The 15,613-nt window shown below is 34.2% G+C and carries 9 protein-coding genes; 7 read left to right on the top strand and 2 right to left on the bottom strand.

All coding sequences use genetic code 11. The annotated features are described in order from the left end of the window. Nucleotides 1-190 precede the first annotated feature (190 nt). From G6042_RS07995 to secDF, 7 genes are all read left to right on the top strand, one after another. Nucleotides 191-3,205, top strand: coding sequence for a tetratricopeptide repeat protein (locus G6042_RS07995; RefSeq protein ID WP_169523785.1), 3,015 nt, complete (start codon nucleotides 191-193; stop codon nucleotides 3,203-3,205). 45 nt (nucleotides 3,206-3,250) lie between these two features. After that, nucleotides 3,251-4,963: a TonB-dependent receptor gene (locus tag G6042_RS07990; RefSeq protein ID WP_169523784.1), complete on the top strand. Its 1,713-nt coding sequence runs from the start codon at nucleotides 3,251-3,253 to the stop codon at nucleotides 4,961-4,963. A 100-nt stretch (nucleotides 4,964-5,063) separates the two neighbouring features. Further along, on the top strand, nucleotides 5,064-5,513 hold the full coding sequence (locus G6042_RS07985; RefSeq protein WP_169523783.1) for a hypothetical protein: 450 nt from the start codon (nucleotides 5,064-5,066) through the stop codon (nucleotides 5,511-5,513). Between the two features lie 162 nt (nucleotides 5,514-5,675). Next, nucleotides 5,676-7,367: an asparagine synthase B gene (gene asnB, locus G6042_RS07980; RefSeq protein WP_169523782.1), complete on the top strand. Its 1,692-nt coding sequence runs from the start codon at nucleotides 5,676-5,678 to the stop codon at nucleotides 7,365-7,367. Between the two features lie 217 nt (nucleotides 7,368-7,584). After that, nucleotides 7,585-9,525, top strand: a complete 1,941-nt coding sequence (gyrB, locus tag G6042_RS07975; RefSeq protein WP_169523781.1) for a DNA topoisomerase (ATP-hydrolyzing) subunit B — start codon at nucleotides 7,585-7,587, stop codon at nucleotides 9,523-9,525. A gap of 125 nt (nucleotides 9,526-9,650) precedes the next feature. After that, nucleotides 9,651-10,583: a malate dehydrogenase gene (gene mdh / locus G6042_RS07970; protein ID WP_169523780.1), complete on the top strand. Its 933-nt coding sequence runs from the start codon at nucleotides 9,651-9,653 to the stop codon at nucleotides 10,581-10,583. A gap of 230 nt (nucleotides 10,584-10,813) precedes the next feature. After that, nucleotides 10,814-13,789 (top strand): protein translocase subunit SecDF, encoded by a 2,976-nt coding sequence (gene secDF / locus G6042_RS07965; RefSeq protein ID WP_169523779.1) that lies wholly within the window; start codon nucleotides 10,814-10,816, stop codon nucleotides 13,787-13,789. Nucleotides 13,790-13,894: 105 nt separating this feature from the next. Here secDF and G6042_RS07960 read toward each other — a convergent pair whose 3' ends face one another. Both G6042_RS07960 and G6042_RS07955 read right to left on the bottom strand, forming a co-directional pair. Beyond that, entirely contained in the window at nucleotides 13,895-14,269 is a 375-nt protein-coding gene (locus tag G6042_RS07960) for a DUF4258 domain-containing protein (RefSeq protein ID WP_169523778.1), read from the bottom strand. A 63-nt stretch (nucleotides 14,270-14,332) separates the two neighbouring features. Next, the gene (locus G6042_RS07955; protein ID WP_169523777.1) at nucleotides 14,333-15,526 is read right to left on the bottom strand and encodes an alanine dehydrogenase; all 1,194 of its coding nucleotides are present in this window, start codon (nucleotides 15,524-15,526) and stop codon (nucleotides 14,333-14,335) included. Nucleotides 15,527-15,613 lie beyond the last annotated feature (87 nt).

The raw sequence follows: 15,613 nt of genomic DNA, 5'->3' as shown, positions 1-15,613 counted from the left end.
AGTAAGAAGTTAAAATTGCTATTCAAAATAATTTGTTTCAGAAAATATTTTTGGCTAAAAATTGCAGCAAGTTCAAATGCTAAAAAGATGTTAAATGTCAATTGTTCAAAAGAATGTTCATAATAAAAGCAAAGGTTTTTACGTTAACCATTAAAGAGTAATATTTTTGAAAAAAGTAAAATAGGAAGAAATGCGAAAATTATCATTGTTATTTTATGTATTACCGCTTGCAACTGTTGGAACGATTTCTGCTCAACAGTCTGAAATTTATGTACATAAGTTGTCAGAACTAGACAAAGCGATAGTACTGTTTAAAGACAAACAATACCAGTCAGCTCAAATTCTTTTTGAAAGAGTAAAGCAAGAAGCAAAAGAAATCGATGTCAAAGCCGATTGCGCTTACTATATTGCAACTTGCGCTATTCGATTAAATCAGTCAAATGCTGATGAATTGATGGAAAAATTCGTTTCGGATTATCCAACAAGTTCTAAGCAAAATCAGGCATACAAAGAAGTGGCGCAATACTATTTTGAGCAAGGAAAATATCCTCAAGCGATGGAATATTTTGATAAGGTTGACGAATCTTCGTTGACGTATGAAGAACAAGAAAAATTCAATTTCCAAAAAGGATATGCTTATTTTACGTCAAAAAATAAGAAAGAAGCAACCAATTACTTCAACAAAGTGGTTAATTCTAAAGAATATGGTTCGCAAGCCAAGTATTATTTAGGTTTTATGAACTATGAAACCGATAATTATCAAGAAGCTAATAAATATTTTGACCAAGTTTCGGGCGATGAAAAATACAAAGAAAAGCTAACGTATTTTCAAGCTGATATGAATTTTAAATTGGGTAATTTCCAAAAAGCAATCGACGAAGGAATTAAAGCAATGCCAAAATCTTCGGCTGCCGAAAAATCAGAATTGAATAAAATTATTGGTGAAAGTTATTTCAATCTTCAACAATATGACAAAGCATTGCCTTATTTGAAAGAATATAAAGGTAAAAAAGGAAAATGGTCAAACACCGATTTTTACCAATTAGGTTATACGTATTACAAGCAAAATGATTTTGAAAATGCTATTTCTCAGTTCAATAAAATCATCGATGGAAAAGATCATGTGGCGCAAAATGGTTATTATCATTTAGGAGAAAGTTACTTAAAAACGGATAAAAAACAACAAGCGTTAAATGCGTTTAAAAATGCTTCCGAAATGGATTTTGATAAAAAAATTCAGGAAGATGCTCATTTGAATTATGCCAAATTAAGTTACGAAATTGGAAATTCATACCAATCAGTTCCAGATGTTTTATCATCGTTTTTAGCTAAATATCCAAACACTTCAAGCAAAGCCGAAATCGAAACGTTGTTGATTAATTCTTATATCACGTCTAAAAATTATAAAGATGCTTTGGTTTTATTAGAAAAAAATAATTCAGCCGAAAACAAACCAGCATATCAAAAAGTAACATTTTACCGCGGATTAGAATTATACACTGACGGAAATTACAAAGAAGCATTGGCAATGTTCAAAAAATCGATTGCCACGCCAAGAGACGCAAAATTTACAGCTAGAGCAACCTTTTGGAAAGGCGAAAGCGAGTATGTTTTGAGTAATTTTAGTGAAGCATTATTGAGCTTGAAACAGTTCGAAAATGCAGCTGAAGCCAAATCAACTCCAGAATACAAAAACATTAATTACAACATTGCGTATTCTCATTTCAAGCTGAAAGAATACGATCAAGCGGGTGATTTTTTCCAAAAACAAATCGATGCTGTTAAAGACGATAAAGTTCGTTTAAACGATTCGTATCTTCGTTTAGGCGACAGCCGTTTTGTAACTTCAAAATATTGGCCAGCAATGGATGCGTATAATAAAGCGATTGAGTTAAAAGGCATCGATGCCGATTATGCTGCGTTTCAAAAAGCTTTGAGTTATGGTTTTGTTTCCAGAAACCAAAGTAAAATAGACGATTTCAATAAGTTTTTACAAAATTTCAAAACGTCACAATACCGTGATGATGCATTATTTGAACTGGCAAATACGTATGTAAACGAAGGGAAAACTGATTTGGCAATTAAAACGTACGACCAATTATTATCCGAATTTAAAACGGGTTCATTTGCTGCCAAATCAATTTTGCGCCAAGGTTTAGTGTACTATAATAGTCAAAAAGACGAATTAGCGTTAACGAAATTTAAAAAAGTAGTTGCCGATTTTCCACGAACTCCAGAAGCTGTTGAAGCTGTTTCTACCGCAAGATTAATTTATATGGATAACGGAAAAGTAGATGAATATGCCACTTGGGTTAGAACATTGGATTTTGTGGAAGTTTCTGATGCCGATTTGGATAACGATACTTATGAAGCTGCCGAAAAACAATATTTACAAAATAATACCAAACAAGCTATTTCAAGTTTGACGGGTTATGTTTCGAAATTCCCTAACGGAATTCATTCGCTGAAAGCAAATTTCTATTTAGCACAAGCCTATTTTTCTGATGGTTTGCCTAATAATGCCGTTTCAAGTTATGAATTTGTAGTAAGCAAACCTCGAAGTGAATTTACGGAACAATCGTTGGCTCGTTTGTGTGAAATTCATTTGAAAAATAATGATTATACAAAGGCAATTTCAGTTTTAAAACGATTAGAAACCGAAGCCGATTTTCCTCAAAATGTAACGTTTGCACAAGCCAATTTGATGCGTGCCTATTTTGAGCAAAAAGACTATTCAAATGCGGTAGTTTATGCCGATAAAGTTTTGGCTAATCCAAAAACCGATGACAAAGTAAAAAGTGATGCGCAGATTATCGTTGCTCGTTCTGCAATAAAAGCCAATGACGAAAGTAAAGCACGTTCAGCTTATGCAAAATTGTTGACTATTGCCAAAGGTGAATTAGCCGCAGAAGCTTTGTATTATGATGCCTATTTCAAAAACAAAGATGGCAAGTTTGAAGACTCAAATAAAGCAGTTCAAAAATTAGCCAAAGAGTATTCGGGTTATAAATATTTTGGAGCCAAAGGATTGATTGTTATGGCAAAAAACTATTATCAATTGAAAGATGATTTTAGTGCTACATCAATTTTAGAAAGTGTAATTAAAAATTTCTCAACTTATACTGATGTTGTTACCGAAGCGCAAACAGAATTAAATATCATCAAAGGAGAAATTTCTAAAACCAATTCATCAATTACAAACTAAATTTTGTCACACTGAGCGCAGTCGAAGTGCTTAAAAAACTTAAATATGAAAAATTTAAAATATATATTGGCAATTGCTGTTTTTTCTCAAGTGGTTTCAGCTCAAAAGAAAGACGAAAACATTGGAACCGAAGTAGTGAATGTGGTTAAACCTTATTCGCCAACCATTTCGGATGCATTTAAAGTAAAAGAAACGCCATCTTTTGACGATGATGAAACGTCAAAAAAAGAGAATATTAAATACAATATTTTCTCTTTTCCGGTAGCATCAACCTTTACACCAAATAAAGGAAAAGCTGCCAACGTAGAAAAATCGGCACAAGAAAAACTATACAACAACTATATTACGCTTGGTGCTGGAAATTATGGAACTGCTAACGTAGAATTATTTGTAACCGAAAACGTTAGCAATACCGATTATTTTGGCGGAATGCTTCGTCATCTTTCTTCGCAAGGCGGAATTAAAAATGTTACTTTGGATGATAAATTTTCAAACACTTCGTTGGATTTAACTTATGGTAGCCGAACTCGCGCTTTGTCTTGGAATGCCGATGCAGGTTATCAACATCAAATTTATAATTGGTATGGAATCTTACCAAATTATTTTGACCAAGCGGTAATTGATGTCATTGACGAACAACAAACGTATCATAATTTATATGTAGCAGGAAGATTAAATCTTGGTGATAGTTTTTTAAAGGAAAGTACCATTAAATTCAATAGATTTTGGGATGCATTTGGTTCGGCTGAAAACCGTTTTATTGCAAAACCTTCAATGGAATTTGATATTGTAGAAGAAAAAATCAAAACCGATTTTATTGTAGATTACATCAGCGGTTCATTTGAAAAAGATTTTTTTGGCGGAAGCGAAATAAAATATGGTTATACTAATCTTGGTTTTCAACCAAGCATTCGTTTACAAAAAGATGATTTGAGCGTAAATGCTGGAGTTGGATTTTTCTACAGCGCCGCACAAGAATCAGGAGAAAGTAAGTTTTTCATTTATCCACAAGTAACAGGTTCGTATAAAGTTGTTGGTGATTTAATGATTGCTTATGCTGGAATTGAAGGTTCGTTAAAACAAAATTCATACAGAGAATTTGTAGAACAAAATTTCTTTGTTTCTCCAACTTTGGGAATAGCACCAACCGATCAAAAATATGATGTTTATGTAGGTTTAAAAGGTAAACTTGCCAATTCAGTAAGCTATAATGTTCGCGGTTCATATAAAAACGAAGACAACAAAGCGTTATTTACAAGTAATGGATTTCAAAGTTCAAATGCAAATACGGATGGTTACATCTTCGGAAATTCATTTGGTGTAGTATATGACCAAGTGAAAACGATTAGTTTCTTTGGTGAATTAAAAGCCGATTTTTCTAAAAATGTTTCTTTTGGTGTAAACGGAACTTTCAATAGTTTTTCAACCGATGCAGTTGCCGAAGCTTGGAATTTACCACAGCTTGAAGTTGGTGCCAATCTTGACGTAACCATTACACCAAAATGGTATGCTGGAACAAGCGTTTTCTTTGTAGGCGAAAGAAAAGATCAATTTGCTCAGGATTTTTTACCCTTAACAACAGTAAATTTAGACAGCTATTTTGATTTGAATGCTCATGTTGGTTACAAACATAACGAGCGATTAACATTTTTCTTAAAAGGAAATAATCTGGCAAACCAAGATTACCAACGTTGGTTAAATTATCCAGTTCAAGGAATTCAAGTTCTTGGTGGAGCAAGTTATAAGTTTGATTTTTAATTTATTTAACCGCAAAGATCACTAAGTTTTTTCACAAAGCTCGCTATATTTCGTTGTGTTCTTAGTGCTTACTTTGTGAACTTTGTGGTTAAAAAAGAATATGATGACAAAACTTCAAATCCTCACCTACTATAAACAACTAGTTCAAGACCGAATCGATGTTTTTCAAGACATGATTTCGGGTTTAACCGATGATGCACAGAATGATGCCAAAGGCTCGGCTGGCGACAAGCATGAAACAGCATTGTCAATGATGCATTTGGAACAAGAAAAACTCAACCATAAACTTAGAGAAGTTTTAGACCAAAAAAATATTCTCGACCGAATTGATGATTCTGTAATCCATCAAAAAGTAACTTTGGGAAGTTTGGTGCAAACCAACGGAATGTTACTTTTTATTTCTACGGCTTTGCCAAAAATTACTATCGACAACAAAACCGTTTTCGCGCTTTCGCCACAATCTCCATTAGGAAGTCAATTAATGGGAAATTCCATTGGTTTTTCTGCAGAAGTGAATGGGAAACAGTATAAAATTGAAAGCTTGGAGTAACATTTTCTAACTAAAATTTACTTTTTCAGATTGTTTTAGTTTAAATATTTCTGTAAAAACATATTTTTAATTACAAATTGTAATTAATTAATGTTTTTTGTTTTTCATTTTAAATCGAAAGCTTCAAATTTGCTTCCAGAAACGAATTAAAAAGAAAAGATTATGTGCGGAATTGTGTGCGCTTTTGAATTAAAACAAAAATCAGAAACAATAAGACCTCAAGTATTGGAAATGGCAAAAATCATCCGTCATCGCGGACCGGATTGGAGCGGAATTTTCAGTAACGAAAAAGCTATTTTAGCCCATGAAAGATTAGCAATTGTTGATCCGGCTTCGGGAAAACAACCTTTGTTTAGCCAAGACAAACAATTGGTTTTAGCAGCTAATGGCGAAATATACAATCACAGAGAATTAAGAAAACAATTTGAAGGAAAATATCAGTTTCAAACCGAAAGCGATTGCGAAGTGATTTTGGCTTTATACAAAGAAAAAGGTGTACATTTTATTGACGAAATGAACGGAATTTTCGGCTTTGCAATTTACGATGTAGAAAAAGACGAATATTTCGTGGCTCGCGATCACATGGGAATTATTCCATTATATATTGGTTGGGATCAACACGGAACGTTTTATGTAGCTTCCGAATTGAAAGCGTTGGAAGGTTACTGTACCAAAATTGAATTGTTTCCTCCAGGACATTATTTGTCAAGTAAAGATGGTGAATTTGTGCAATGGTACAAAAGAGAATGGACAGAATATGATGCTGTAAAAGATAATCAAACCAGCATTGATGAATTGAAAAAAGCGTTGGAAGCTGCGGTTCATCGTCAGTTAATGAGTGATGTTCCTTATGGTGTTTTGCTTTCCGGAGGATTGGATTCGTCAATTACTTCTGCAGTGGCGAAAAAATTTGCTCAAAAACGTATTGAATCAGGTGATACACAAGAAGCTTGGTATCCACAATTGCATTCGTTTGCGGTTGGTTTAGAAGGTTCGCCAGATTTGGCTGCTGCCAAAAAAGTAGCTGAGCATATTGGAACCATTCATCATGAAATTAAATTTACCATTCAAGAAGGTTTAGACGCTATTCGAGATGTGATTTATAACTTGGAAACTTATGATGTAACAACAGTTCGCGCCTCAACGCCAATGTATTTGATGGCAAGAGTTATCAAATCAATGGGAATTAAAATGGTGCTTTCCGGTGAAGGTTCCGATGAGTTGTTTGGAGGTTATTTGTATTTTCATAAAGCGCCAAATGCCAAAGAATTTCATGAAGAAACAGTTCGTAAATTGAGTAAACTTCACATGTATGATTGCTTGCGTGCCAATAAAAGTTTGGCAGCTTGGGGAATTGAAGGTCGCGTTCCGTTTTTAGACAAAGAATTTATGGATGTTGCTATGCGTGTAAATCCGCAAGATAAGATGATTAACGGCGAGCGAATGGAAAAATGGTTGCTTCGTAAAGCTTTTGAAGAAATGTTACCAGAAAGCGTTGTTTGGCGTCAAAAAGAGCAATTCAGTGATGGTGTTGGTTATAGTTGGATTGATACTTTGAAAGAAATGGTAGCAAAGGAAATTTCGGATGAACAATTAGCGAATGCTAAATACAAATTTCCGTTGCAAACGCCAACATCCAAAGAAGAATATTATTATCGTTCTATTTTTACAGAACATTTCCCTAGTGATGCAGCAGCGCTTTGCGTTCCACAAGAAGCTAGCGTTGCTTGTAGTACCAAAATCGCTCTCGAATGGGATGAAGCTTTTAAAAATATGAATGATCCATCGGGTAGAGCTGTGGCTAATGTTCACGATGATGCCTATGTAAAAGATACTGCTATTGAAGTAGAATAGCATAAAAAGTAAACCAAGAGTTGAAACTTGGTTTTGATTGAAGTTTAGTTTGTTTGTTAAAAACGCTTGTCATTTTTTGGCAGGCGTTTTTTGTTGAAATCTGGCTCAAAATGTTAATAACTTAACACTTTTATAGGTAAATTTTAATAGTAAATCCTATGTGTTTTCATATATTTGCGTGTTAGACAAAAAATAGATTTTTTTACGATAAAATAATATGAGCGACGAGATTAAAAAGAACAATTATTCAGCCGATAGTATTCAGGCGTTAGAAGGAATGGAGCACGTAAGAATGCGTCCTTCGATGTATATTGGTGATACAGGAGTTAGAGGTTTACATCACTTGGTTTATGAAGTGGTTGATAACTCTATCGATGAGGCGTTGGCTGGACATTGTGATACAATTAGTGTTATTATAAACGAAGATAATTCCATTACAGTAGAAGACAACGGTCGTGGTATTCCGGTTGATATGCACAAAAAAGAAGGTGTATCAGCTTTGGAAGTTGTAATGACTAAAATTGGTGCCGGAGGAAAATTTGATAAAGATTCTTATAAAGTTTCCGGAGGTTTACACGGAGTTGGTGTTTCGTGTGTGAATGCACTTTCGGATCATTTACGTGCAACCGTTCATAGAGAAGGAAAAGTCTATGAGCAAGAGTATGAAAGAGGAAAAGCAATGTATCCGGTTAAGCAAATCGGAGAAACAGAAAAAAGAGGAACAGTTGTAACATTCAAACCGGATGGTACAATTTTTACACAAACTCTGGAGTATTCCTATGATACTTTAGCTGCGCGTATGCGTGAATTGTCTTTCTTGAACAAAGGAATTACAATTACACTTACCGACAGAAGACATACTAAAGAAAACGGCGAATTTGAAGGAGAAACGTTCCATTCAAAAGAAGGTTTGAAAGAATTCGTTAAATTCCTCGATGGAAACCGTGTGCCAATTATTGGTCACGTGATTTCGATGGAAAACGAGAAAGGTGAAATTCCTGTTGAAGTAGCGTTGATTTATAACGAAAGTTATTCTGAAAATATCTTCTCTTATGTAAATAATATCAATACTCACGAAGGTGGAACGCATTTACAAGGTTTCCGTATGGGATTAACTCGTACGTTAAAAAAATATGCTGATGCTTCGGGATTATTAGAAAAATTAAAGTTTGAAATTTCGGGAGATGACTTTCGTGAAGGTTTAACAGCGATTATTTCGGTAAAAGTTGCTGAACCTCAATTTGAAGGACAAACCAAAACCAAATTAGGAAATAGAGAAGTAGTTTCTCCAGTTTCGCAAGCCGTTGCTGAAATGTTGGAAAACTATTTGGAAGAAAATCCAAATGATGCTAAAATTATTGTTCAAAAAGTAATTTTAGCTGCACAAGCACGTCACGCAGCGAAGAAAGCACGTGAAATGGTACAACGTAAAACCGTTCTTGGCGGTGGTGGTTTACCTGGGAAATTATCTGATTGTTCGGAACAAGATCCAGCAAGATGTGAAATTTTCTTCGTCGAGGGAGATTCGGCGGGTGGAACGGCAAAACAAGGTCGTGACCGTAATTTTCAAGCGATTATGCCTTTGCGTGGAAAGATTTTAAACGTAGAAAAAGCAATGCATCATAAAGTTTTTGAAAACGAGGAAATCCGAAATATTTTTACAGCATTGGGTGTAACTATTGGAACAGAAGAAGATAGCAAAGCATTGAATATTGAGAAATTAAGATACCACAAAGTAGTTATCATGTGCGATGCCGACGTTGATGGTAGTCATATTGCTACGTTGATTTTAACTTTCTTTTTCCGATTTATGAAAGAGTTGATTGAAAACGGACACGTTTATATTGCGACGCCGCCATTGTATTTGGTGAAAAAAGGAAACAAAAAAGAATATGCGTGGAATGATGACCAACGTGATTTAGCTAACGAAAAAATGGGTGGAAGCGCAACTATTCAACGTTATAAAGGTTTGGGAGAAATGAACGCAGAACAGTTATGGGAAACAACCATGAATCCTGAATTTAGAACGCTGCGTCAGGTAACGATTGATAGTTTGGCTGAAGCCGATAGAATTTTCTCGATGTTGATGGGCGATGAGGTTCCGCCACGTAGAGAGTTTATTGAGAAGAACGCCGTTTATGCTAAAATCGACGCCTAAGCAGCCACGATAGAAGCGGCATCCTTTTTTAAAATTGCTTTTTTTGCAATTTTAAAAAAGATATAGCGGATAGCGTGAATTGCTGCCCAAAAAGAAAAGAAACAACAACAAATTAATATACAAAAATGAAAGTTACGATTGTAGGAGCAGGAAACGTTGGCGCAACATGTGCTGATGCTATTGCTTACAGAAGAATTGCCAGCGAAATTGTGTTGGTTGATATTAGAGAAGGTTTTGCAGAAGGAAAAGCGTTAGATATTACGCAAACGCAAACGACTTTAGGTTTTAATACTAAAGTAGTTGGTAGTACAAATGATTACGCAAAAACTGCTGGAAGTGATGTAGTGGTAATTACATCGGGAGTTCCAAGAAAACCAGGAATGACTCGTGAAGAATTGATTGGTATCAACGCCGGAATTGTAAAAGGTGTGGCTGAAAATTTATTAAAACATTCACCAAACGCTATTTTTGTGATTGTATCTAACCCAATGGATACGATGACTTATTTAGCATTCAAATCATTAGGTTTACCTAAAAACCGTATTATCGGAATGGGTGGAACGCTTGATAGTTCTCGTTTTAAAACCTATTTATCATTGGCATTGGATAAACCGGCTAACGATATTCAAGGAATGGTAATTGGTGGTCATGGTGATACAACAATGATTCCTTTAACTAGATTGGCTTCTTATAATGGTGTTCCGGTTTCTCAATTTTTATCAGAAGAAGAATTAGCAAAAGTTGCTGCTGATACTATGGTTGGCGGTGCAACTTTAACAGGTTTATTAGGAACTTCGGCTTGGTATGCACCAGGTGCAAGTGTTTCTTATTTGGTTGATGCTATTTTGAATGACCAAAAGAAAATGATTCCTTGTTCAGTTTATTTAGAAGGTGAATATGGTCAAAGCGATATTTGTATCGGTGTTCCATGTATCATCGGTAAAAACGGTGTGGAAAAAATCGTTGACATCAACTTAAATGATGCTGAAAAAGCATTGTTTGCAAAAAGTGCTGATGCCGTTAGAAACATGAATAATGATTTGAAATCGCATTTGTAATACTTTATATTAAGGTAATTGATAAAAGACTGCAAATTTTGCAGTCTTTTTTTTTGATATTAATTAACAAAATATTGGTTAATCACACTTAGAATTATATATTTGCACGTTTCAAAAAAAGGGAACAATTGTAATTTTATTTCTTTGATTTGTAAAGATTTGAATGTCAATGGTTTGTTTCTTTTGAAGCTCAAAACAATAACCAAGAGAATAATTAATTTTTAGTAATAATGCAGAATAAAGGACTAGTTAAATTTTTCGCAATTCTATTTGCATTGGTGAGTATCTACCAACTTTCTTTCACTTTTGTGGCAAACAAAGTAAAAAATGATGCAAAAGCTTTCGCAGGTGGAAATCCTGACAAGGAAATCAAATATCTTGATTCAATTGGGAAAGAAGAAGTATTCAATTTAGGGTTTACTAATTTTACTTACAATGAAGTAAAAGATAAACAAATTAATAAAGGTCTTGACCTTGAAGGAGGAATTAACGTAATTCTTCAAATTTCGGTTAAAGATGTATTGAAAGGTTTGTCTAATAATTCTAAAAACCCAGCTTTCAATAAAGCGTTAGAAGATGCAACAGCTAACCAAAGAGGTAATCAAAGTTATTTAGATGCTTTCTTTGAAGCATTTGATGCCAATAAAGGAACTGCAAAATTAGCTTCTCCAGATATTTTTGCTAACAAAAACTTATCAGATGAGATTAACTTCAATATGTCTGACGACCAAGTAAAAAAGGTTCTTAGAAGAAAAGTTGACGAATCGGTAGAATCTGCTTTTGGAGTTTTAAGAAGTCGTATCGATAAATTTGGTGTAACACAACCTAATATTGCTAAACTTGGTCAAACCGGTAGAATTTTAATCGAGTTGCCGGGTGCAAAAGATGTAGATCGTATTAAAAAATTAGTTTCTAGCAAAGCTGAATTAGAGTTTTGGGAAACCTATAAAGCAGAAGAATTTGGTCAATTTCTTGGTGGTGCAAACGAAGCTTTGAAAGCTACTGTAAAATCAGAAGTTAAAGAAGTTGCAAAACCACAAGACTCATTAACAAAGTTATTGACAGATAAAGATGCTGATACTGCTGCAACAAAAACAGGAAATAATCCATTGTTTGACAAATTAGTTGGTCAAGGTGGCGGACCAGTTTTAGCGGTTTTCAATGTAAAAGATACTGCGGCAATCAACGGTTATTTCAAAAGACCAGAAATTCGTGCTTTAATTCCGGCAGACAAAAAGAATGTAAAATTTGTTTGGGGAAAACCAGTTTCAATTGTTGATGCTAAAACAAAAAAATCTACAGAAACGGTTGATTTATATGCATTAAAAGGTAACAGAGATGATGTTGCACCACTAAGTGGTGGCGTTATAGTTGATGCTAAAGATAGTTTTGATCAAATGGGTAAACCATCAGTTTCTATGCAAATGAACGGTCAAGGTGGAAGAGTTTGGGAAGAATTAACAGGTAGAGCTTTTACTCAAAAAAGTTTCATCGCTATTGCACTTGATGATGTGGTTTATTCTGCTCCAGGTGTTTCTTCTGGACCAATTGCTGGTGGACGTTCTGAAATTTCAGGAAACTTTACAGTAGCTGAATCTAAAGATTTAGCTAACGTTTTAAGAGCTGGTAAATTACCTGCTGCAGCAGAAATTGTTCAATCGGAAGTTGTTGGTCCATCATTAGGACAAAAAGCAATTGACGCAGGTATGATTTCATCGGTTGCTGGTTTTCTATTAGTATGTTTATGGATGGTGTTCTATTATGGTAGAGCAGGTTGGTATGCTAATGCTGCGTTATTAGTAAACTTACTTTTCTTATTTGGAATTTTAGCAAGTTTAGGTGCTGTATTAACTTTACCTGGTATTGCTGGTATCGTGTTAACATTAGGTACTGCGGTTGATGCTAACATTATTATATATGAAAGAGCAAAAGAAGAACTTCGCGAAGGTAAGTCTTTATCAGAAGCTGTAGAAGCTGCTTATGGATGGAAAGGAGCAATGCGTGCCATTATTGATGCTAACGTTACTCACGTATTAACAGGAGCAATTTTATTTATCTTTGGAACTGGACCAATTCAAGGTTTTGCTACAACGTTATTAATTGGTATTTTCACTTCGTTATTTACTTCAATCTTTATTGCTAGAATATTTATCGATAGAGATATTGCTGCTAATAGAAGTTTGATGTTTGCTACACCAACAACTAAAAATTGGTTTACTAACTTCCACTACGATTTCATCGGTATAAAAAAATGGTCTTATGGTATTTCAGCAGTAGTTGTAATTGTAAGTTGTGTTTCATTCTTTGTTAACGGATTAGACGAAGGTGTTGATTTCGTAGGAGGAAGAACTTTCCAAGTAAAATTTGAAAAACCAGTAGAGCCAACTCAAGTTTCAGAAGAATTATCTGCGGTTTTTGGTGTAGCGGTTGAAGCAAAAGTATTTGGTGAAGATGATCAGTTAAAAATCACTACTAAATATAAAATTAAAGAAGAAGGTGTTGAGGTAGATAAAGAAGTAAATGAAAAGCTTTATTCATCTTTGAAAAAATATTTTTCAGATAATTTAACTTATGAAAATTTTATAAATACGTATGACGGTAAAACAACAGGTATTTTACAATCGTCAAAAGTTGGTGCAGCTATTTCTGCGGATATTAAAACTAACTCGTTCTGGGCAGTTATTGGAGCAATGGCAGTTGTAGGTTTATATCTTGCATTCTCGTTCCGTAAATGGCAATATGCATTAGGTGCAACAGCAGCTATTTTGCACGACGTTATTTTTGTATTAGGAATTTATTCATTGTTATACAAATACATGCCTTTCCACATGGAAATGGATCAACACTTCATTGCGGCAATCTTAACCGTTATTGGTTACTCGATGAATGATACCGTAATTGTATTTGACCGTGTTCGTGAATTCCTTGCTGGTAACTTGAAAGGAAGTTTCAAAGATGTGGTAAACGCTTCGATTAATACAACATTGTCAAGAACAATCAATACATCATTAACGATGATTTTAGTATTGTTAATCATGTTTATCTTTGGTGGAGAATCAATTAGAGGATTTATCTTTGCTATGTTGATTGGTATTTTCGTTGGTACCTATTCATCATTGTTTATTGCAACGCCAATCTTAGTAGATTCAGTTAGCAAAAAGGATATCGAAGAAATCGAAAAAAGACACGCAGGAGAACAAGCATAAGTCTTTTAAAATCATACAAAAAAAGGTTGCCAATTTTGGCAACCTTTTTTTATATCTAATAATGAAAATTTAATCTTAATCTATTTTGAAAATAAAGTGAATGAATTATTCTTTAATAATGTTTCTTAAAACAGCTTTCTTTTCGTAGTTGATAACTTCTAACGTTATATCTTCATTTTTCTTATTCTTTCCATAAATGATATACAACTTTCCGCCATCGGTTTTGATATTACTTTTATCAAAATCTACATCACCGTGAGTTAGCGTGTTTTTAACATCTGTAGAATCAACCCAATCTTCTGAAAGTCGTCTTGATGCTTCAATGTCATAGTGAAAAGGTTTGTTTCTAAGGTCATTTAAAACTCGGGCATTTGGAAAATAATTACAACGTGTATCTTTTCCGCTCCAAATAATAGCAACGACAAACATACCCATAAAAAAGCCTACCAAATAATAACCAAAACGATATCTTAATCTCATACAATTATTTTTTTTGCAAAAGTATAAGTAAAAATCGAAATCGGAGTGAAAAGAAATGAATTATTAGAAAACAATCAAATTAATATCGTTATCTGGCAAATTGAACCAATCGCCAATGGCTTTGTTAGTCAAAATTCCGTGATAAAGATAAACGCCATTTTTCAAACCTTTGTTGCAACGAATAGCACTTTCTAATCCGCCATCTTCGGCAATTTGTAATAAATATGGCGTAATGATATTGCTTATAGAAAGCGAAGCTGTTTTAGAATATCTTGAAGGAATGTTTGGAACGCAATAATGAATTACGTTATTTTTTATAAACGTTGGCGATTCATGAGTAGTAACTTCCGAAGTTTCAAAACATCCACCAGTATCGATACTAACATCAACAATTACAGCACCTTTTTTCATGTGTTCCACCATCGTTTCAGTAACTACAACTGGACAACGATCTTTGCCGCGCATCGCACCAATAGCAACATCACATCTTCGTAAAGCTTTGAGAAGTGACTTTGGTTGAATGGTTGAAGTGAAAATACGTTGGTTCAAATTATTTTGTAGTCGTCTTAATTTGGTAATCGAATTATCAAAAACTTTAACATGTGCGCCAAGTCCAAGCGCGGTTTTAGCAGCAAATTCGCCAACCGTTCCAGCGCCAAGAATAACAACATCAGTAGGTGGAACGCCAGTAATATTTCCTAATAGCAATCCTTTTCCAAATTCGTTATTAATCATCAATTCAGCAGCAATTAAAATAGAAGCTGTTCCGGCAATTTCGCTCAACGATTTTACCGCAGGATATGAACCATCTTCGTCTTTGATGTATTCAAATGCCAAAGCGGTAACTTTTTTCTTGGATAATAATTCGAAGTATTCTTTTTTACGAGTTTTTAATTGAATAGCCGAAATTACAATGGCATTTTGAGCAACCATTTCAATTTCTGCAATGGTTAATGGTTCAACTTTTAGAATAATTGGGCAACTAAAAACTTTCTTGGTATCATTAGTAATTGCTGCACCAGCATCGCTATATTCTTTATCAGTATAACTAGAACTTAATCCTGCACCAGCTTCAATCATTACTTTATGACCATGAGAAACCAAAGAATTTACAGCATCTGGAGTCAAGCAAATTCTTCTTTCTTGATAGGAAGTTTCTTTTGGAATTCCTATAAATAGCTCACTTTTATGACGATAGATTTCTAGTTTTTCTTCCTGTGGAAGTAATTGTTCTTTGGTAAAAGGTGTTTTTGCCATTGTTGTTGTAATCAATTATGGCACAAATTACGAAAAAAACAATTTCAATTTCAATTTCAATGTCAAAATCAAAAATCAACCGCAATC

Source organism: Flavobacterium solisilvae (assembly GCF_012911605.1).
Taxonomy (GTDB): Bacteria; Bacteroidota; Bacteroidia; order Flavobacteriales; family Flavobacteriaceae; genus Flavobacterium; species Flavobacterium solisilvae.
Note: the sequence above shows the minus strand (reverse complement) of the source record. Positions and strands in the feature narration are given on the sequence as shown.

What these genes read in the sequence shown, in the direction of transcription:
- G6042_RS07995 (WP_169523785.1), top strand. Translation starts at nt 191, where the DNA reads ATGCGAAAATTATCATTGTTATTTTATGTATTACCGCTTGCAACTGTT.
- G6042_RS07990 (WP_169523784.1), top strand. Translation starts at nt 3,251, where the DNA reads ATGAAAAATTTAAAATATATATTGGCAATTGCTGTTTTTTCTCAAGTG.
- G6042_RS07985 (WP_169523783.1), top strand. Translation starts at nt 5,064, where the DNA reads ATGATGACAAAACTTCAAATCCTCACCTACTATAAACAACTAGTTCAA.
- asnB (WP_169523782.1), top strand. Translation starts at nt 5,676, where the DNA reads ATGTGCGGAATTGTGTGCGCTTTTGAATTAAAACAAAAATCAGAAACA.
- gyrB (WP_169523781.1), top strand. Translation starts at nt 7,585, where the DNA reads ATGAGCGACGAGATTAAAAAGAACAATTATTCAGCCGATAGTATTCAG.
- mdh (WP_169523780.1), top strand. Translation starts at nt 9,651, where the DNA reads ATGAAAGTTACGATTGTAGGAGCAGGAAACGTTGGCGCAACATGTGCT.
- secDF (WP_169523779.1), top strand. Translation starts at nt 10,814, where the DNA reads ATGCAGAATAAAGGACTAGTTAAATTTTTCGCAATTCTATTTGCATTG.
- G6042_RS07960 (WP_169523778.1), bottom strand. Translation starts at nt 14,269, where the DNA reads ATGAGATTAAGATATCGTTTTGGTTATTATTTGGTAGGCTTTTTTATG.
- G6042_RS07955 (WP_169523777.1), bottom strand. Translation starts at nt 15,526, where the DNA reads ATGGCAAAAACACCTTTTACCAAAGAACAATTACTTCCACAGGAAGAA.